Origin of the sequence: Faecalicatena faecalis, from assembly GCF_012524165.2 — a bacterium.
GTDB lineage: Bacteria > Bacillota > Clostridia > Lachnospirales > Lachnospiraceae > Faecalicatena_A > Faecalicatena_A faecalis.
The window spans coordinates 1-18736 of record NZ_JABACJ020000027.1 but is presented as its reverse complement, the minus strand read 5'-3'; the positions used below and the strand labels follow the sequence as shown (position 1 = coordinate 18736).

General features: G+C 44.0%; 15 protein-coding genes. 12 read left to right on the top strand and 3 right to left on the bottom strand.

The genetic code is table 11. The features are described from left to right. Positions 1–7 precede the first annotated feature (7 nt). A complete protein-coding gene (locus HGO97_RS19895; protein WP_216244613.1) occupies positions 8–1357 on the bottom strand; it encodes an MATE family efflux transporter in 1350 nt (449 codons plus the stop codon). A 466-nt stretch (positions 1358–1823) separates the two neighbouring features. Between HGO97_RS19895 and HGO97_RS19890 the strand changes: the two genes are divergently transcribed. The 10 genes from HGO97_RS19890 to HGO97_RS19845 all read left to right on the top strand — a co-directional run bounded on the left by HGO97_RS19890 (position 1824) and on the right by HGO97_RS19845 (position 14497). Continuing rightward, on the top strand, positions 1824–2168 hold the full coding sequence (locus HGO97_RS19890) for a PadR family transcriptional regulator (protein ID WP_168866801.1): 345 nt from the start codon (positions 1824–1826) through the stop codon (positions 2166–2168). Next, positions 2165–3184, top strand: coding sequence for a hypothetical protein (locus HGO97_RS19885; protein WP_216244612.1), 1020 nt, complete (start codon positions 2165–2167; stop codon positions 3182–3184). Before HGO97_RS19890 ends, HGO97_RS19885 begins: the two co-directional genes overlap by 4 nt. Positions 3185–3345: 161 nt before the next feature. Further along, positions 3346–4464: an ROK family protein gene (locus HGO97_RS19880; RefSeq protein ID WP_216244611.1), complete on the top strand. Its 1119-nt coding sequence runs from the start codon at positions 3346–3348 to the stop codon at positions 4462–4464. Between the two features lie 21 nt (positions 4465–4485). After that, a complete protein-coding gene (locus tag HGO97_RS19875; RefSeq protein ID WP_246597629.1) occupies positions 4486–5097 on the top strand; it encodes a DUF1016 N-terminal domain-containing protein in 612 nt (203 codons plus the stop codon). Positions 5098–5220: 123 nt separating this feature from the next. Next, positions 5221–7929 carry a translation factor GTPase family protein gene (locus tag HGO97_RS19870; RefSeq protein ID WP_216244610.1) on the top strand — a complete coding sequence of 903 codons (2709 nt, stop codon included), beginning with the start codon at positions 5221–5223 and terminating at the stop codon, positions 7927–7929. Positions 7930–8210: 281 nt separating this feature from the next. Next, a complete protein-coding gene (locus HGO97_RS19865) occupies positions 8211–9239 on the top strand; it encodes a zinc-dependent alcohol dehydrogenase (RefSeq protein ID WP_216244609.1) in 1029 nt (342 codons plus the stop codon). Between the two features lie 54 nt (positions 9240–9293). Then, positions 9294–10742 carry an MFS transporter gene (locus HGO97_RS19860; RefSeq protein ID WP_281420009.1) on the top strand — a complete coding sequence of 483 codons (1449 nt, stop codon included), beginning with the start codon at positions 9294–9296 and terminating at the stop codon, positions 10740–10742. Positions 10743–10949: 207 nt separating this feature from the next. Next, positions 10950–11753, top strand: coding sequence for an FAD binding domain-containing protein (locus HGO97_RS19855; RefSeq protein ID WP_216244608.1), 804 nt, complete (start codon positions 10950–10952; stop codon positions 11751–11753). Then, entirely contained in the window at positions 11754–12218 is a 465-nt protein-coding gene (locus tag HGO97_RS19850; protein ID WP_216244607.1) for a (2Fe-2S)-binding protein, read from the top strand. Further along, positions 12215–14497 (top strand): xanthine dehydrogenase family protein molybdopterin-binding subunit, encoded by a 2283-nt coding sequence (locus HGO97_RS19845; RefSeq protein WP_216244606.1) that lies wholly within the window; start codon positions 12215–12217, stop codon positions 14495–14497. The genes HGO97_RS19850 and HGO97_RS19845 overlap by 4 nt, the downstream gene beginning before the upstream one ends. Positions 14498–14626: 129 nt before the next feature. Here the strand turns inward: HGO97_RS19845 and HGO97_RS19840 are convergent, their stop codons facing one another. After that, positions 14627–15115, bottom strand: coding sequence for a GNAT family N-acetyltransferase (locus HGO97_RS19840; RefSeq protein ID WP_216244605.1), 489 nt, complete (start codon positions 15113–15115; stop codon positions 14627–14629). A 235-nt stretch (positions 15116–15350) separates the two neighbouring features. Here HGO97_RS19840 and HGO97_RS19835 point away from each other — a divergent pair, with 235 nt between their 5' ends. Next, entirely contained in the window at positions 15351–16748 is a 1398-nt protein-coding gene (locus HGO97_RS19835; RefSeq protein ID WP_216244604.1) for a L,D-transpeptidase family protein, read from the top strand. A gap of 135 nt (positions 16749–16883) precedes the next feature. After that, positions 16884–17846 (top strand): ATP-grasp domain-containing protein, encoded by a 963-nt coding sequence (locus tag HGO97_RS19830; RefSeq protein ID WP_216244603.1) that lies wholly within the window; start codon positions 16884–16886, stop codon positions 17844–17846. Positions 17847–17911: 65 nt separating this feature from the next. Here the strand turns inward: HGO97_RS19830 and HGO97_RS19825 are convergent, their stop codons facing one another. Next, entirely contained in the window at positions 17912–18559 is a 648-nt protein-coding gene (locus HGO97_RS19825; protein ID WP_216244602.1) for a hypothetical protein, read from the bottom strand. Between the last annotated feature and the right edge of the window lie 177 nt (positions 18560–18736).

The window sequence follows — 18736 nt, the reverse complement described above, 5'->3', positions numbered from 1 at the left end:
CAAATTTTCAACTGGTTTTTACGGTAAAATTTTTAGAGTTTTTCCATCTGAAGTAGCTTAGGCACAGGATAATCTGCACCACGGTGGAGCAGGGTGTTGCCAGTGCGATATGGAACAGGGAAACTTCTGCGGCCTTACTCATCAGGTAGGAGACCGGGATTCTGACTCCGAAGGCACCGACAAGTCCCTGTACCATAACGAAGGTGGTGCTGCCGCATCCGTTAAAGTATCCGATAAAGCAGAACAGGAAGGATACGAGCAGTGTATCGATGGCATACCCTTTCAGGTATTCTGCGGAGGCCAGGATGACGGCGCTGTCTTTGGCAAATACCCGTGAGAGTGTTTCCCCATGGAAAAAGGCGAAGTAACTCATGATAATACCGAAGCAGAAGGACGTGAGCATTCCGTAGTACAGTCCTTTTTTGGCACGTTTTTTAAGTCCGGCTCCGATATTCTGCGCTACGTAGGCGGACATGGACTGGGTGTAGGAAGAGGGCACCAGCATGATAAAGCCGCACAGTTTTTCCGCAACACCTACTCCGGCAGAGGCAATCACGCCCAGCTGATTGACGATTGCGGTGATTGCGAGGAAGGAGATGCTGACAAGCAGATCCTGCAGGGCACAGGGGGCACCCATTTTGATGATACGCAGGATAATCGTTTTGTTAAAGCGGATCTGTTTCCGGGAAAAGGGGAAGATCAGACCACGCTTTCGAATGATCAAAAGGGAAAGAATCACACTGCATGCCTGGGCCAGTATGGTCGCCAGGGCAGCACCGGCCGCTCCCATTTTAAATACGGCCACAAAAAGCAGATCCAGTCCGATATTGGCGATACAGGCGATCAGGACTGCAATAAGTGGTGTCCGGGCATCCCCCATACCACGGAAGATACTTCCCAGGGTATTATAGGCGGCGATGAACAGGATTCCCGCGGAGCAGATCATGACGTATTGTACTGTATAGTCAAAGGCCTCAGGCGGTGCCTTCAGCAGACGCACGAAAACGGGTGTCATGATTAGCATGATACCTGTCAGGATCAGGCTGAGCACTGCAAACAGGCAAATGCCCGCGCCTACGGTATTGCCAATCTCCTCCTCTTTCCGCTGGCCGAACTGCTGTCCGATCAGGATGGTAACGCCCATGGCCAGTCCTGTAATGATGACCGTCAGCGAGTAGAGTACCTGGCTTCCGGTGGCGACTGCAGACACTGAGGCCGGGGAGGCAAACTGTCCTACTACGAGCAGGTCCACTGCACCGTAAAGTGTCTGTAGGACCAGTGCGGCCATGATCGGCAGAGTAAAGCGCATCAGCGGTCCTAAGATGCGGCCCTGTGTTAAGTCAATATTCTTCTTCATTTGTATCAATCTCCCTTGTGTTGTTTCTTCCTATATCAAAAAAAGGATAAGAGAGCAGGCGTTCCAGCCTGCCATCTTATCCGGCAAATCACTTCTGTATGAGTATCTGCCCTCCGATGAGCAAGTCTATTTTATCGGGGAAAAAGAGAAAAGTCAACTGCATTTTTATGGATTTTTATGGATTGCATTTTTATGGATTTCCATATTAAGAATAAAAGTGAATACCGTATTTTTTTAGTGGCATGAGCCGGGGGAATGGGAGAAATAGGGGATTAGGAGAAATATATTTAATCTCAACAAGGGAGTAGAGGATTCTGAATATCCGGTTTGTCTGGGCATAGGAATTGCGGCGTTTGAAGGAGGCTTTCGCTAATAGAGATTTTTTATATTGTCATAATTATTATAATATGATATTGACAATAGTGTGTGATACACAGTATAATGTAACACACAAGGAGGAAGTGCAATGGGAGAAGAAAAAGATCTGATGACCAATCTGGTTTCTGAATTAAGGCGGGGGACCCTGATCCTGAGCGTACTCAGCCAGCTTGGTGAGGCGAAGTACGGATATGCACTTGTACAGAGCCTGGAGGAAAAGGGCGTGGAAATCGACCCGAATACGTTATACCCGCTCTTAAGGCGTCTTGAGAAGCAGGGACTATTAAGCAGCCAGTGGGATGTGGGAGAGTCCAAGCCAAGGAAGTATTATACAAGAACCCCCATGGGCGATGCTATTTTTCGGGAGCTTAAGGCACAGTGGGAGAGGCTGTCAGCAAATATGGAACAGATACTAAAGGAGGGAGAAGCATGATAGACAAAGACAGGGAACTGATCAACCGATATGTATATGAAGTGGTAAAGCGCGTTCCGAAGGAGCAGAGAGAAGAGATTGAGCTGGAACTGCGGGAGCTGATCGGTGATATGAGCGAGAACATGACACTGGAGCAGATCTTTGTAAAGCTGGGGGATCCGGCTGTATTTGCCAGAAAGTACAGAGAAGATAAGAATTACGTCATCGGGCCGGAATACTATGATAATTTTCTCTGGGTAATGAAGATCGTCCTCATCTGCACATGGGCAGGGATTCTGGTTTCGGCAGTCGTAAAGTGCATTGTAGACTACCGGGAGATTGTGGATGTCATTGCGTCTGGCTTAAGCAATGCGATCATGGGGAGCTTAAGTGCTTTTGGCTGTGTGACACTGGCTTTTGCTGTGATGGAACGGCAGAAGATCAAGGTAGATTTAAAGAGAGAGAAAGTCTGGACGCCGGAGCTGCTCAATCCAATCCCGGATAAGAAGGCGAGGATCAGCAGGGGAGATTGCATTGTATCCCTCGTGTTCATTATCCTGTTCAGCTGTCTGCTCATCTTTGCGCCACAGTTATTCGGCGCTTATTCCGTAAAGGGTGGAGAACTGGCTTATGTGCCGTTCTTTAATCTGGAAAGGTGGAGATTTATCCTTCCCGTATTTCTACTGGGAATGGCAGCAGGTTTTGTAGATGAGCTTATTAAGCTGGTGACAGGATGCTACTGCCGGATCGTCATGCTGAGCAGCATTATCACGAATACATTGGGAATCCTATTCTCTATAATTGTGCTGAAAGTAATGCCATTCTGGAATACAAACTTTGCCAAAGAAGTCGCAGAACAGTTCGATGATACATTCAAGCTGAAAGTCTTTTGGCAGAACAAGCAGGTGCTGGGCTGGGACGGGCAGAGACTTTCCAAGATTGTACTGACAATTATCATAGCTGCATCAATATTAGAAATTGCAGTCACAGTATACAAAACAATGCGGTATGGGACAGATGTCCGGGGGCAGAATTAATAAGAATACGGAATATTCTGACAATGAAGTGCAAAAGGGTCTGACCCTTTTGCACTTTCTCTTGATTCTCAAAGCAAAAAAGGGTAAGATACTTTTATCAAACAATTTATAGAAGCGTCTGGCAGGTTACATTGTGCGAATGCTGGAAAGGAATCAGGAGTATGAATACACTCGGGAATGTGGATAAGAAGAGAATGAATCTGATCAGGGTGGCGAAGTTCATTCTGCATCAGGGGATGACATCAAAGCCGGAGATCGCGGCGACTCTGGGGCTTAGTATGCCGACTGTCCTGCAGAATGTGAAGGAGCTTTTGGAGCGGGGAATAATTGTCGAGGATGGCGAGTATGAATCTACCGGCGGGCGGAAAGCCAAGGCTCTCTGCGTGAATGCGGGATTGAAGTATGCCGCGGGGATCGACATCACGAGCAACCATATCAGCTATGTGATGATCGATCTGACGGGGAAACTGGTGGATAAGGTCAGGATCCGGGAAAAGTTCGAGAATTCTTTGGAATATAATGAGACGGTGCACCGTCATTTCTGTGAATTCCTTGAAAAATCGGGGGTGGCACGGGACAAGATACTCGGAGTCGGAATCTCGTTCCCGGGAATTATTGATAAGCAGTATGAGACTCTGATTATTTCTCATATTCTGAAGGTACAGAACTTAAGCCTTCGTAACTTAAGCAGCCTGTTTGAATACGAGGTTTGTTATGAAAATGATGCGAACAGTGCGGCAATGGCCGAGATGTACCGACTGGAAAAGAACGCGGTATATCTGTCCTTGAGCAATTCTGTGGGCGGTTCCTTTTATATCCATAACGGAATCTATGAGGGGGATGACTACAGGAGTTCCGAGTTCGGGCATATGGTCATCGTTCCCGGTGGACGCAAGTGCTATTGCGGAAAAAGCGGCTGTGTGGATGCCTATTGTTCTGCACTGGTACTGGCGGAGAAGACAGGTGGGAATCTGGAACAGTTCTTTGAAAAACTGGACGCAGGAGAGGAAGAACTGAGAAAGGTATGGGAGGAATATCTGGAATACTTGTCAATCACGGTGACGAATCTGAGGATGGCTTATGACTGCGATATCATCCTGGGCGGTTACGTCGGGGGATTCATGGGAAAATATATGGCGGACCTGAGCAAAAAAGTGGTAAAATATAATGGTTTTGAAAATGATACCACATATTTGAAGACCTGCAGTTATAAAAAGGAAGTATCGGCGGTGGGAATCGCGATGAGTTTCATTGAGAAATACTTCGAATCATTGGAATAAAGGGGAAGGAGCCATTTAGATATGTCTGATAGATTAGCAGATTTTGGACAGAATACATTTATGGAGAATTTTTCTAAAACAGATGATATTATAAAGGATATGCGCGAAATCATTGAAATCTCAAGAGATACGGCGTATCGGGCCGTCAATACAGTTCTGTTACAGAGAAACTGGCTGATTGGATATCGAATTGCGGAAGAAGGATTTCAGGGGGCAGAGCGCGCAGAATACGGAGCTGCTATCATTGCAAAACTTTCTAAGACACTCACAGCAGAGTATGGGAAAGGATTTACAAAAACAAATCTATACCATTTTTATTCTTTTTATAGAGAATATCCGGACATTTTCCAGACAGTGTCTGGAAAATCACCAATGTTATTATCCTGGTCGCATTATGCAATCCTACTTCAGGTAAATGATAAAGAAGCACGTGACTGGTATGAAAAGGAGGCAGTCAGCCAGACATGGAGTGTGCGTACCCTACAGAGAAATGTTTCTTCCCAATACTACTACCGTATGCTGCGGACGCAGAAGAAAGAGGCAGTGGTAAGTGAAATGAAAGAAATCACAAACAAATATCAGAGCAATCGATTGGAATTCATAAAGAATCGTTATGCAGTTGTTTGCATCTAAATATAAGCTGTATCTTCCGACAGAAGAAGAGTTGAGGGCGGAGATCGAAACTCAGAAAATGATATTTTACTTACAACAGCATGATGAATAAAGAAGGACATTTTTAGAGAAAGAGGTAGTTGGATGGCAGATACATCACAAGAGAAACAAAACAACCACAAAAAGCACATATGCATCGGTATCCTTGCTCATGTCGATGCGGGGAAGACGACGCTGTCGGAGAGTATGCTGTATACAAGCGGCAGTATCCGCAAGCTCGGCAGGGTGGACCATCAGGATGCTTTTCTGGACACGTTTGACCTGGAGCGCGCGCGGGGGATTACGATTTTCTCGAAGCAGGCGGTGTTCTCCTGGAAAGATATGGATATTACGCTTTTGGACACTCCGGGGCATGTGGATTTTTCAGCAGAGATGGAGCGGACCTTACAGGTGCTGGATTATGCGATCCTTGTCATCAGCGGTGCGGATGGGGTGCAGGGGCATACCGCGACGCTCTGGCGTCTGCTAAAGCAGTATCAGATTCCCACATTCCTGTTTATCAACAAGATGGATCAGGAGGGAACAGATAGAAAAGCAATCTTAAAAGAGCTAAAGAAACAATTAAGTGACGGATGTGTAGACTTCGAGCAGGCTTCCAGTCTGGAATGTGCAGAGGATGAATGGCTTGAGAACCTGGCAGTTTGTGATGAGGAGATGCTGGAAGAATATCTTGAGAACGGCACAGTAGAGCCGGAATCCGTCATCCGCGCAATCAGCGGACGGAAAATATTTCCCTGCTATTTTGGTTCTGCACTACGTCTGGATGGAGTGCAGGAATTTATGGAAGGACTGAGGCAGTATACGGTCAGCCGGAAGTATCCGGATGAATTTGGGGCCAAGGTCTATAAGATCGCGAGAGACGACCAGGGAAACAGACTGACATATTTAAAAGTGACGGGTGGATGTCTTCATGTGAAGGATATGCTTCCCGGGATGGAGGAAAAGGTCAATCAAATCCGTATATATTCCGGCTCTAGGTTTGAAATGGTGCAGGAAGTAAACGCAGGAGGAGTCTGTGCTGTGACGGGGCTTAGTACGACTTATCCAGGACAGGGAATTGGAGCGGAGAAGGCGACTGATATGTTTGTGCTGGAACCCGTCCTTACGTATCAGATTCAGCTTCCACCAGGCTGTGATGTGCACAATATGCTGCAAAATCTCAGACAGTTGGAGGAAGAAGAACCGCAGCTTCATATTGTATGGGAAGAGCAACTGGGTGAGATTCATGCACAGTTGATGGGAGAAGTTCAGATTGAGATTTTGAAAAACATCATTTTCCAGAGGTTTGGGGTTGCTGTTGAATTTGGTGCAGGGAATATCGTTTATAAGGAAACAATAGAAGAGCCGGTGGAGGGAGTCGGACATTTTGAACCTCTGCGCCACTATGCGGAAGTACATCTGCTGCTTGAACCGGGAGAAAGAGAGACAGGGCTTCAATTTTTTACAGACTGCAGTGAAGACGTGCTCGATCGGAACTGGCAGCGTTTGATTATGACCCATTTGGAGGAAAAGGAGCACAAGGGAGTACTTACTGGTTCTGCGATTACAGATATGAAGATTACCCTGACGGCTGGGAAATCCCACCTAAAGCATACAGAAGGGGGAGATTTCCGACAGGCAACTTACCGTGCTGTGCGTCAGGGACTAAAAAAAGCGAAGAGCATCCTTTTGGAGCCGTGGTATGAATTTCGGATGGAAATGCCATCTGTGAATATCGGTCGGGCCATGGCGGATATCCAGAAGATGCACGGGCAGTTTGAACATCCTGAGACAGATGGGGAAATGTCTGTTTTAAAGGGGAGTGCTCCGGTGTCTGAGATGAGGGGGTATCAGAGTGAATTCCTATCTTATACTGGTGGGCATGGACGTATGTTCTGCAGTTTGAAAGGATATGAACCTTGTCATAATCAGGAGGAAATCATCGAATCAGTTGGATATGATTCAGAGAAAGATCTGGAGAATCCAACGGGTTCTGTATTCTGTGCACATGGTGCTGGATTCGTGGTAAAGTGGAATCAGGTGGAAGAGTATATGCATGTGGAGAGCACATGGAAGTCTGGGGAGGTACAGTCAGAAGAGGATTACATACCTCCAAGAAACGAGTCGTCTTCACGAATTGAACTGACAGAAAAGGAGCTGGATGCCATCTACCGGAAAACGCCGGACCCTGTCAGAAGGAAGATAAGTGCGGCTCCGATCACTGTACATGCGAAAGAAAAGGGAACTCCTGACCCGAAATGGACTGAGTGCCAGAATGAGAAGACAAGGCAGGAAGAATACCTGCTTGTTGATGGATATAATATTATTTTTGCATGGGAAGAATTAAAAGAACTTGCAGAGATTCATATTGAGAGTGCCAGGGACAAGCTGATGGATATCCTGTGCAACTATCAGGGATATAAAAAATGTACGGTTATTCTTGTGTTTGACGCCTATAAGGTAGAGGGGAATCCGGGAGAGGTCTTAAAATACCACAATATTTATGTGGTCTATACGAAGGAGGCCGAGACTGCGGATCAATATATAGAGAAAACGGTGCGACAGATGGGCAGAAAATATCAGGTCACGGTAGCAACATCTGATGCATTGGAGCAGGTCATTATTTTAGGGCAGGGGGCACAGCGGCTTTCGGCGGCAGGCTTAAAAGAAGAGGTAGAACTGATGCTCAAGGAAATCCGAAGCGAATTCCTGGGGAAAATCCCGGAAGACAGGAATTACCTTTTTGATTATTTAAGCCATGACCTGGCAAAAGAAATGGAGCATGTCCGCCTGGGAGGAAAGGTTAAAAAGTAGATTAAAAATCAAGACGGCTGAGTATCAGGGAGAATTCCTGCTGCTTGGCCGTTTTTTTCGTGATATAAAAAATTTGGTTCCCTATATCACAAAAAGCTCCACGGCTGTATTGTTAATAATATATAAATTTTAGTTCTCTATTTTGTACAATAAGCTGAAAGAAGAAAAAAATTAAAAAGTGTATTGACTTTTTCCATTCTTAAAAGGATAATGTAATTACTTTAATAAAATGATTTATAAAAGATAACAACAAAACGAATTCAAAATAGGAGGATATGAACATGCTACAGCAAGTTATGACAGAACCAAAGGTGATTACATTCCAGGAGGTACCGACTCCAGAGCCTGCCAAAGGAGAAGTACTGGTCAAAGTAATGAATATTGGAATCTGTGGATCTGATATTCATGTCTACCATGGACAGCATCCATTTACGACTTATCCGGTCACACAGGGGCATGAGGTCTCAGCAGAAATCATAAAGCTGGGAGAAGGTGTGGAAGGTTTTGAAGTAGGACAGAAGGTAACGATTCAGCCTCAGGTCGTATGCGGAGAATGTTATCCATGCCGCCATGGAAAATACAATCTTTGTGAACATTTGAAGGTAATGGGCTTCCAGACGACAGGGACGGCCTCCGAATATTTTGCAGTGGATGCAGAGAAAGTAACACTTCTCCCAGAAAATATGAGCTATGAAGAGGGCGCTATGATTGAACCACTGGCAGTCGCAGTCCATGCTGTCAGACAGGCCGGCGATGTGAAGGGATTAAAAATCGCGGTATTGGGTGCAGGCCCTATTGGAAATCTGGTAGCACAGGCGGCCATAGGGATGGGAGCAGAATCCGTTCTGATTACGGACATCAGCGATCTTCGTCTTAAGAAAGCACAGGAATGTGGAATCGAGTACACGGCCAACACGAAGACAGAAAACTTTGGGGATGCCATGCTCCGGGTATTTGGACCGGATAAAGCAGATGTAATCTACGACTGTGCCGGAAATAATGTGACAATGGGCCAGGCAATTCAATATGCAAGAAAAGGAAGTACTATCATTCTGGTTGCGGTATTTGCAGGGATGGCACAGATCGATCTTGCCGTGCTCAATGATCATGAGCTGGATTTAAATACAACGATGATGTATCGGAATGAGGATTATATCGATGCAATCCGCCTGGTAAATGAAGGAAAAGTTCATCTGCGGCCGCTCATTTCTAAAACCTTCGCATTCCGTGATTATGCAAAGGCCTATGAGTACATAGACGCAAACAGAGAGACCACGATGAAAGTGATCATCAATGTGCAGGAGCTGTAACAAGCAGTGGGTTTCATTTTGTAGTAGTCGCTAAAAATTGGGAGGAGAAAGAAAATGGGAGTTGGAACATTGCGTGCAGAGATGGCAGTAAAACCAGAAAAAGAAGCTGCATACCAGAAGAGAGTTTCTGCGGCAGACGAAAATAGAGGAGCGTCAGATACCAATATCAAGGTGCCGCTGATCAGTAAGATCGCCTATGGGATGGGAGACGTAGGATGTAATTTTAGTTGGATGTTCGTAGGAAATTTCCTGATGATATTTTATACAGATGTTTTTGGAATTAGTATGAGTGCAGTAGCAGGTTTGATGCTGTTTTCCCGGTTTTGGGATGCAATTAATGATCCTGTCATCGGCAGCCTGACAGATAAGACCAAATCCAGATGGGGACGTTACCGCCCTTGGCTGCTAATTGCCGCCCCGTTGACAGCAATTGTCCTGATGCTGACATTCTGGGCACATCCAGACTGGTCACCTACTGCCAAAATCGTATACATGGCTGTGACCTACTGTATTTTAGTGCTGGGATATACCTGTGTGAATATTCCTTACGGGACACTGTGTGGAGCCATGACACAGAATATTGAGGAGCGGGCTAAGATCAATACATTCCGCTCAGTGGCGGCCATGATTGCAATCGGAGTCATCAATATTATCACAGTGCCATTGATTTCCAAACTAGGAGCCGGGGATGAAAAAAGAGGCTATCTGCTGATTGCAGTGATTTATGGATGTATCTTTGCGGCCTGCCATATCTTCTGTTTTTCAAAAACAAAAGAAGTCGTAAAAATTCCTGAAAAGCAGAAGGTATCGCTCAAGTCTCAGTTAAAAGCAGTGATGGTAAATAAGCCTTACATATTAGCACTCATCGGTCAGTTATTATTTGGTTTTACTTTATATGGAAGAAATGCTGATGCACTTTATTATTTTACCTATGTGGAGGGGAATAAAGCATTCTTTACAACATATTCCATGTGTATTATTATTCCGTCCATTATCGGTGCAGCATGTTTCCCACTGCTTTTTAAATGGACCAATAACAAAGGCAGAGCAGCTTCCATATTTGCCCTTTTGACCGGAATCAGCATGTTGAGCCTGTATCTGTTCAGTGTCCGTACTTCTCCGGCACTGTTCTATGGAATATCTGGCTTGACACAGTTCTTCTTTTCCGGGTTCAATACTGCAATCTATGCGATTATCCCGGATTGTGTAGAATATGGGGAATGGAAGACCGGCCTTAGGAACGATGGTTTCCAATACGCCTTCATCTCTTTGGGAAATAAAATTGGAATGGCCCTTGGAACCTCTCTGTTGGCTCTGGTCCTCGGAGCAGTCGGATATGCTGCAAATCAGCAGCAGAATGAGGCAGTACTGGCAGTCATGAAACACTCCTTCACGACGATCCCGGGGGTCTTGTGGGTAGTAACAGGAATCGTGCTGTTCTTCTATCGGCTCAATAAAAAGCGCTATAACCAAATTGTCACAGAAATTCAGGAAAGAGGGTAAAAGGGAACGGCATTTATAAGGCAATTTTTTGTTAACATTTCTTTGTTAATATAATGTCTTTCTTTGACAAAAAGTGACACTTATGATATGATATTTAAACGACAAGGTGTGAATGACAATCAGCATTTACACCTTTTTTTCGCGCTGGTAACTATTAGATTACCAGGAGGCAGATGGAGAAGTGGTGTAGTAGAAAGGAGAGCTATTTTGCTTACGATTAACAATTATGTGAAAGCGAAATCCCTGGAAGAGGCATATGAATTGAATCAGGCCAGGAATGCCCGGGTGATGGGCGGTATGATGTGGATGCGGCTTGGGAATGCGAAGGTACAGACCTTGATAGATTTATCGAATCTGGGATTGGATCAGATCGAGGAAACGGAGCGGTACTTTAAGATTGGTGCGATGTGCACTCTGAGGCAGTTGGAGCTTCACGAAGGACTGCGGGAGGCATATGGAGATTCTATCGCGGAGTCTGTCCGCCATATTGTAGGAGTGCAGTTCCGCAATCAGGCAACAGTAGGGGGAAGTATCTATGGAAGATTCGGCTTCTCCGATGTACTGACCTGTCTTTTGGCTTTGGATACATTTGTAGAATTATACGACGGAGGAACCATCCGCCTGTCAGAGTTTGTGAACCACAAGCGGGACAAGGACATTCTGCTTTCTATTATTATTAGAAAAAGCGATAGGAAGCTGCATTACGATTCTATCCGTCAGACGAAGACGGACTTTCCTGTGCTCGCATGTGCGGTTGTGACAGGCCCGGTGCACGGAAAAGAGACCTGGTATTTTTCAATAGGTGCCCGTCCGATGAAGGCGGCAGTGCTGGAGAAGGAATGGGAGATTCCGAAGGATATCTCTGATGAGCAGCTGGAAATCTATGCAAAGGAAGCAGCGGCGCAGTTCACATATGGGACGAATATGAGAGGCAGTGCGAAGTACAGGCAGCATCTGGCGGAGGTTCTGATCATGCGTGCCATGCGTTCGATTTTAGCGGAGGACAAATAGATGGAAATTAAAATGATGTTAAATGGAAAACAGACGACCACAGAGGTCAAAGCGGATTCAATCCTTCTGGATGTCCTGCGTGACCTGGGGTGCCACAGTGTAAAATGCGGCTGTGAGACGACGAACTGCGGTCTATGTACTGTATGGATCGATGGAAAATCCCGTCTGTCCTGTTCCATACTGGCTGTCAGTGTGGATGGACACGAGATCACGACGTTAGAAGGGGTAAAAGCAGAGGCAGAAGAGTTTGGAGAATTTCTGGCGAAGGAAGGCGCGGAACAGTGCGGCTTTTGCTCTCCGGGATTCATTATGAATGTTCTGGCAATGGTACGGGAGCTTGACGATCCCGATATAGAAGAAATCAAAGAGTATCTGGCTGGAAATCTATGCAGATGTACAGGCTATATGGGACAATTGCGTGCCATCCAGAAGTATTTACAGTTCAAAAAGGAGGTGCGTTCATGAGAGTGGTAAATCAGCCAATTCCAAAAGTGGATTCCAAAGCACTGGTTACGGGAAAAGGTGTCTATACAGATGATCTGGCACCGTCTGACTGTCTGATCGTAAAGATTCTAAGAAGCCCTCATGCACATGCTCTGATCAAGGATATTAATGTGACACGGGCACAGGCAGTGGAAGGGATTGAATGTATACTGACCTATGAGGACTGCCCGGAGAAACGTTTTACAATGGCGGGACAGACTTATCCAGAGCCGAGCCCATATGACAGGCTGATTCTGGATCAGCGTGTGCGTTTCGTAGGGGATGCTGTTGCAATCGTAGCAGGAACCAGTAAAGAAGCTGTCAACAAGGCATTAAAATTAATCAAGGTAAAATACGAGATTCTGGAGCCTGTTCTGGATTTCCGTGAAGCAAAGGATCACCCGGTACTGGTACATCCTGAGGAGAATTGGAAGAGTCTCGTTCCGGTAGGAGCGGATAACAAGAGGAACCTCTGCGCACACGAGGAAGATTCATCAGGAGATATTGATGCTGTGCTGGAATCCTGCGAGTATGTGGTGGACAGGATCTATCATACGAAGGCGAATCAGCAGGCAATGATGGAGACTTTCCGTACATATACGTATATGGATGCATATGGAAGACTTAATATTGTATCCTCCACGCAGGTGCCGTTCCATGTGCGACGCATTCTGGCAAATGCGCTGGATGTTCCAAAGTCCAAGATCCGTGTGATCAAGCCAAGAATCGGAGGCGGTTTTGGAGCAAAGCAGACGGTCGTTACAGAGGTCTATCCGGCACTGGTTACTTGGAAGACTGGAAAACCGGCGAAGATTATTTATACAAGGGAAGAGTCTTTTATCGCATCATCTCCGAGACATGAGATGGAGATTCATGTCCGTGTCGGTGCTGATAAGGATGGAATCATCAAAGGAATTGATGTATATACACTGTCCAACACAGGGGCTTTCGGTGAACATGGTCCGACAACAGTCGGTCTGTCCGGGCATAAATCCATCCCACTATATGGAAAAGCAGAGGCATACCGATTTGTTTATGATGTGGTATATACTAATGTGATGTCTGCTGGAGCATACAGAGGATATGGAGCTACGCAGGGCATTTTTGCGGTAGAATCAGCAGTGAATGAGCTGGCGGCCAAGATGGGTACAGATCCTGTTGCCCTTCGGGAAAAGAATATTGTCCGGGAAGGACAGGTCATGCCTGCTTACTATGGTGAGACCGCAAATAGCTGTGCGTTGGACCGTTGCTTACAGCGCGCCAAGGAAATGATCGGTTGGGATGAGAAGTATCCATGCCGTGACATGGGCAACGGAAAAGTCAGAAGTGTCGGTGTAGCCATGGCGATGCAGGGGTCTGGTATTTCTGCTGTGGATACCGCATCAGTAGGAATCAAGGTCAATGACGATGGTTTCTATAGCCTTATGATTGGTGCAACTGACATGGGGACAGGGTGTGACACCATCCTGGCTCAGATGGCAGCAGAATGTCTGGATTGTGAGATGGAGGATATTATTGTACATGGCGTAGATACAGATGCCTCCCCATATGACTGTGGTTCTTATGCATCCAGCACCACATATGTAACAGGTATGGCAGTGGTAAGGACTTGTGAAAAGCTGCGTGAAAAAATCTGTGAGAGGGGTGCGGCGTACCTGGGGTGTTCTGTTGAAGACGTTGAATTCGATGGAAAGCAGGTCATTAATTTGAAAAATGGCGAGAGTATTTCCAGAGTGGATATCGGCAATCAGGTCATGTGCAATAATGAAGAAGCTCTGTACGCAAGCGAGGCCTTCAGCTCTCCTGTTTCTCCGCCGCCGTTCATGGTCGGAATGGCAGAGGTCGAGATAGATAAGGTGACGGGACAGCTTGAGCTTCTTGACTATGTTGCAGTGGTAGACTGCGGGACCGTAGTCAACCCGAATCTGGCACGGCTTCAGACAGAAGGCGGAATTGCCCAGGGAATTGGAATGGCGCTTTATGAGGATATTGTATACAATAGTAAAGGAAAGAATTTCAGCAATTCCTTTATGCAGTATAAAATCCCGACACGATTGGATGTTGGGATGATTCGGGTGGAATTCGAGAGCAGCTATGAGCCGACAGGACCGTTCGGTGCGAAATCCATAGGCGAGATCGTAATCAACACTCCGCCTCCGGCAATTTCTAATGCAGTGCAGAATGCAACGGGAGTGATTGTCCGGGAGCTGCCGATTACCTCAGAAAAAATATACTGGGGAATGCACGGACAGAATGTGTAAAAGCGTGATAATAGAAAGAGGCATCATAAGATACAGGTCTTCCTTTCGGAAGCAGGTTTGGAAATAGATTCCAAGCCTGTTCTTGAAAAGAAGAAGTATCTTATGAAGCCTCTTTTTTAGATGAATTTACTATTTTATCTTTTTCTGATAGGCGAGTCTTTCTGTGCCATCATCAGAATAGATAATTCCACAGTATGTAAAACCATTCTTATCTAAGGTGTGCTGCATGACCATGTTGTCACGGTGGGTATCCATCCTTAAGTTACCGCATTGGTTCAGAGCCCAATTGATACAGTAGGTAGCCGCACCCCTTACAGTGCCGTCGGAGGTGATTCGATGAATAACACCATACGGAGAATCATCGAGCCACTGGCCCTCATAAATTTTCACATAAGTATCGTCTCGTCCTTCCTTATAATAGAAGGTCGCAACTATCTTATCTTGTTCTATGCAGACATAACTGCATCCTTCCTCGATATCCTTGGCGACCAGTGGTTTTGGTGGATAAGTATTTCCCCACTGGGTCGGGTTTCCATGGCTTGACATAAACGAACGGGCATTTTCGTACATTTTCATCAGTGTATCCAGATCTGTAAGTTGTGATTTTCTGATTTCCATAATTAAATAACCTTTCAAATGTTTTAGGATTGTGGGAGCACAAAGTGCAAAGCAATCCGTAGGTAGTATCTTGTTGGGGAGAAAATACCTTCTGACCCCAATATCATGTTAATATTGTAAAACGGATTCTTTTATTAAGCAATTAGAAAAAAAGCTGAAATATGAAACCTTTTGGCTTGAAAAACTGTCTATTTAATGTAATGATAGAAATATACATATGAGGAGGGCACATTAGATGGGCAGAAAGAAAAAAATATTGCTTGCATTGGGTATCACAGCGGGGGTCTTAGTCTGCGCGTATATTGGAGTATCTATTTATTTCATGAATCATTTCTTTTATGGGACTCATATCAACGGTGTTGAATTTTCCATGAAGACAGCAAAAGAAGCAGAAAAGTTTCTTAAGAAACAAATAAAAGATTATGAATTATCGATCATACCGAAAGAAGGGGAGAAGGAGACCGTGTTGGGATCAGAGGTCTCTATGAAGTATGTCCATAATAAAGATTTGGAGCGTTCGATGAAAAAGCAGAATGCATTTTTGTGGCCGTCCATGTTCTGGAAAGAAAATAAAATGGATGTGGAGCTGGATTTTATATTTGACGAAAAAAAGCTGGATGAAAGGCTGCAGTCACTCAAGAGTTTTCAAAATGAGGGAAAAACAGATCCACAGAGTGCAAAACCGGAGTTCAACAATGAGAAATTTGTGGTAAAACCAGAAGTGCTCGGAACAAAGGTGGATCAGGAAAAGATGAAAAATGCGGTCAAGGAGGCAGTTTCTGGTCTGGCAGGATCAATAGACCTGGAGAAAGAGGATTGTTATCAGAAGCCCAAATATACGAAGGATTCCAAAGAGGTGGCAGCAGCCTGTGATGTTCTCAATCAATATTGTAAGGCAAGTATCACTTATGATATGGCACCACAGACAGAGGTAGTGGATAAGAAGCTGATTTCTCAATGGTTGTCTTTTGATGAGAATATGAACGTAACGTTCCATGAGGATAAAGCCAGGGAATATATGAATAATTTTGCTGCCAAATATGAGACTCTTTACGCGACCAGACCGTTGACGACTCCATGGGGAAAAGCAACGGAGGTGTACGGCGGGACATATGGATGGGCATTTGATGAGGCCGCAGAGGCGGAAGCACTGATTGCCAGTATCAAGGCTGGAGAAACGGTGACCAAGGAGCCGGCATATGAACAGCGTGCGGCGACACATGAGCCTCAAGACTGGGGGAAGACATTTATAGAAGTGGATTTGAGCGAACAGTATATGTGGTATATTGCAGATGGGAATGTGGTCTTTGAGACTGCGGTAGTGACAGGGAAACCTTATGAACATTCCACTCCATCCGGGGTGTATGATATTTTATTGATGCAGCCAAATGCAACGTTGGTCGGAAATATCATGCCTGAGACAGGAGAACCGGAATACCGTACCCCTGTGGCTTATTGGATGCAGGTAACCTGGGGCGGAGTCGGTTTTCATGATGCGACCTGGCAGCCGGCATTTGGCGGTGATCTGTATTGGAGCATTGGATCGCACGGATGTATCAATATGCCGCTGGATGGAGCGGCGACATTGTATAGCCTGATTTCACCGGGGACACCAGTTGTGATGCATTATTAGGGAGGGGAATAAGAGATTTTCATGTTATTTCTAAAAGGTTCTTATTGTAACAAGGGGAGTTCAGGGCTATAATTAAAACAGTGTATATGAACAACAGATAATATATAGTTATCTTTTATGTAAGGAGGTATCATATTGAATATTTTGTTACCACAGCCCCATTATTTTTCCTCAATTTGCATTTTAAAAATGTTAAGAAAGCTTCCTGATATATCACCGAAAATAATAGGGTGTTCACAATTTTCTAAAAATATAGTAAATGGTGGAGGTTTGGTTGATGAGTATTATGTAAGTCCTTCACTAGAAAACGAAGACGCATATATTGGTTTTCTTAAAAAAATATGCAGAGAATGTGACATTAATATACTGATATCTTCAGATGAGGATGAATTAAAATTACTCAAAAAGAATGAACAATTATTTGAATGCCTTATGATTATTCCTTCACTCGAAATATTGGAGTTGTTTACTGATAAATTAACAGCTAGCATAGAAATAAATAAGTTGGGAATACCTATCCCACAAATATACAATGATTTGTGTCTGGTTGATAAAAATAAAAATAGTAAGATTATATTTCGAAAAAAGACTTCTGTGGCAAGCCAGGGTATATGGATAGCCGATTTAAAGGATCATTATATTGAAAATCACTTCACAAGTGATAATTTTATTCAAGAATATATTGATGGTTACGAATACACAGTAGATATATTTTGTGACAAAGAGGGTAATTTAAAGCTTGCTATCCCACGAAAACGACTTGATGTTCGAAGTGGTGTTACATACAAATGTCAGATAGAGAAAAATGAATCTATTATTGAGTCCTGTAAGACCATTTATTCATATTACAGCATTCCAGGTTTTTCGAATGTACAATTTAAATTTCGAGATAATAAACCATATTTTATTGAACTCAATCCACGTTTTGCTGGTACAGGTATTGCAAGTAGTTTAGCATCATTTAATATTATGATTCCCTTTGTAGAACATTTTTATTATAATAAGCCTTTGGAATCTTTTGAGTTTTACATGGGAACTGTTGCATGGAATTCCATTATTACAAGATTTTACGAAGAGATTATCTCTCCCTCATTATAAATAATAATATTGTCAAGAAATTGCCACTGACATTTCTTGACAATGTTACATGAAGACTCTAATACTCAATACAAAAGATCATAGGTCCAATATTCCAAATAGAAAAGAACCCATTTTTTATTTAATACAAATGCATATTCTTTATCGATATAGTTATGAAATTTCGCCTTTACTATAGGACACCATTCTTCTAGCTCTTGTGCTTGCATTTTATATTTGTCTGCTATTTCTTTTTGCCCATTTAATGAATAGTAATAATATACATCATAGTAGGCGGCAGATACAATCGCCTTATCTGGTTCCAAGTCAGTATATTCTAGTATTTTTTGCAAGATAGGTTCACAATTATTACAGTTATCATTTTCAATAAGCCATACCAATTTACATATCTGTATAGCAAGTTTATCATATGAGACTCTTGCTGACATTTCAGCTATATCAAGAAAGTTCCATATGGAATCATCAAATATCCCCATATGCATACTTATTACAGCTTTATTTACTAAAAACATATGTTGTCCCATCTGTTTATTTATCAGTAACCCTTCTGCTTGCAATATATAAGAAAGTGCTTTATTGGGGTTCCCTAGGCTAGATACAAAGTGTGAATATGTTATGAGAGATTTTCCTGCTTGCTGTAATTCCGCTCTTTTTGTGAAAAAGCGATAACTTTTTTTAATTAGTCTTAATGCCTTTTTACGAGGTAGATACATACATGTAAGCCGCAAAAAATATCCATATTCATTATATTTACGATAGTTTCTATTTTTCTGTATATGATTGATTATTCCGGGCGATTAGCCCATGCGCTGAAGCGCGTTCAGCGCATGGGTATCGCCGTTTAGCAAAGGCTGGTCGCAGTTCAGCCCAGGTCATCAAGCATGTGATAG

Excerpts from the sequence above, each read along its gene's own strand:
- HGO97_RS19850 (WP_216244607.1), top strand. The coding sequence starts at position 11,754 with ATGGAAATTAAAATGATGTTAAATGGAAAACAGACGACCACAGAGGTC.
- HGO97_RS19835 (WP_216244604.1), top strand. The coding sequence starts at position 15,351 with ATGGGCAGAAAGAAAAAAATATTGCTTGCATTGGGTATCACAGCGGGG.
- HGO97_RS19870 (WP_216244610.1), top strand. The coding sequence starts at position 5,221 with ATGGCAGATACATCACAAGAGAAACAAAACAACCACAAAAAGCACATA.
- HGO97_RS19880 (WP_216244611.1), top strand. The coding sequence starts at position 3,346 with ATGAATACACTCGGGAATGTGGATAAGAAGAGAATGAATCTGATCAGG.
- HGO97_RS19865 (WP_216244609.1), top strand. The coding sequence starts at position 8,211 with ATGCTACAGCAAGTTATGACAGAACCAAAGGTGATTACATTCCAGGAG.
- HGO97_RS19890 (WP_168866801.1), top strand. The coding sequence starts at position 1,824 with ATGGGAGAAGAAAAAGATCTGATGACCAATCTGGTTTCTGAATTAAGG.
- HGO97_RS19875 (WP_246597629.1), top strand. The coding sequence starts at position 4,486 with ATGTCTGATAGATTAGCAGATTTTGGACAGAATACATTTATGGAGAAT.
- HGO97_RS19840 (WP_216244605.1), bottom strand. The coding sequence starts at position 15,115 with ATGGAAATCAGAAAATCACAACTTACAGATCTGGATACACTGATGAAA.
- HGO97_RS19825 (WP_216244602.1), bottom strand. The coding sequence starts at position 18,559 with ATGTATCTACCTCGTAAAAAGGCATTAAGACTAATTAAAAAAAGTTAT.
- HGO97_RS19860 (WP_281420009.1), top strand. The coding sequence starts at position 9,294 with ATGGGAGTTGGAACATTGCGTGCAGAGATGGCAGTAAAACCAGAAAAA.
- HGO97_RS19845 (WP_216244606.1), top strand. The coding sequence starts at position 12,215 with ATGAGAGTGGTAAATCAGCCAATTCCAAAAGTGGATTCCAAAGCACTG.
- HGO97_RS19885 (WP_216244612.1), top strand. The coding sequence starts at position 2,165 with ATGATAGACAAAGACAGGGAACTGATCAACCGATATGTATATGAAGTG.
- HGO97_RS19895 (WP_216244613.1), bottom strand. The coding sequence starts at position 1,357 with ATGAAGAAGAATATTGACTTAACACAGGGCCGCATCTTAGGACCGCTG.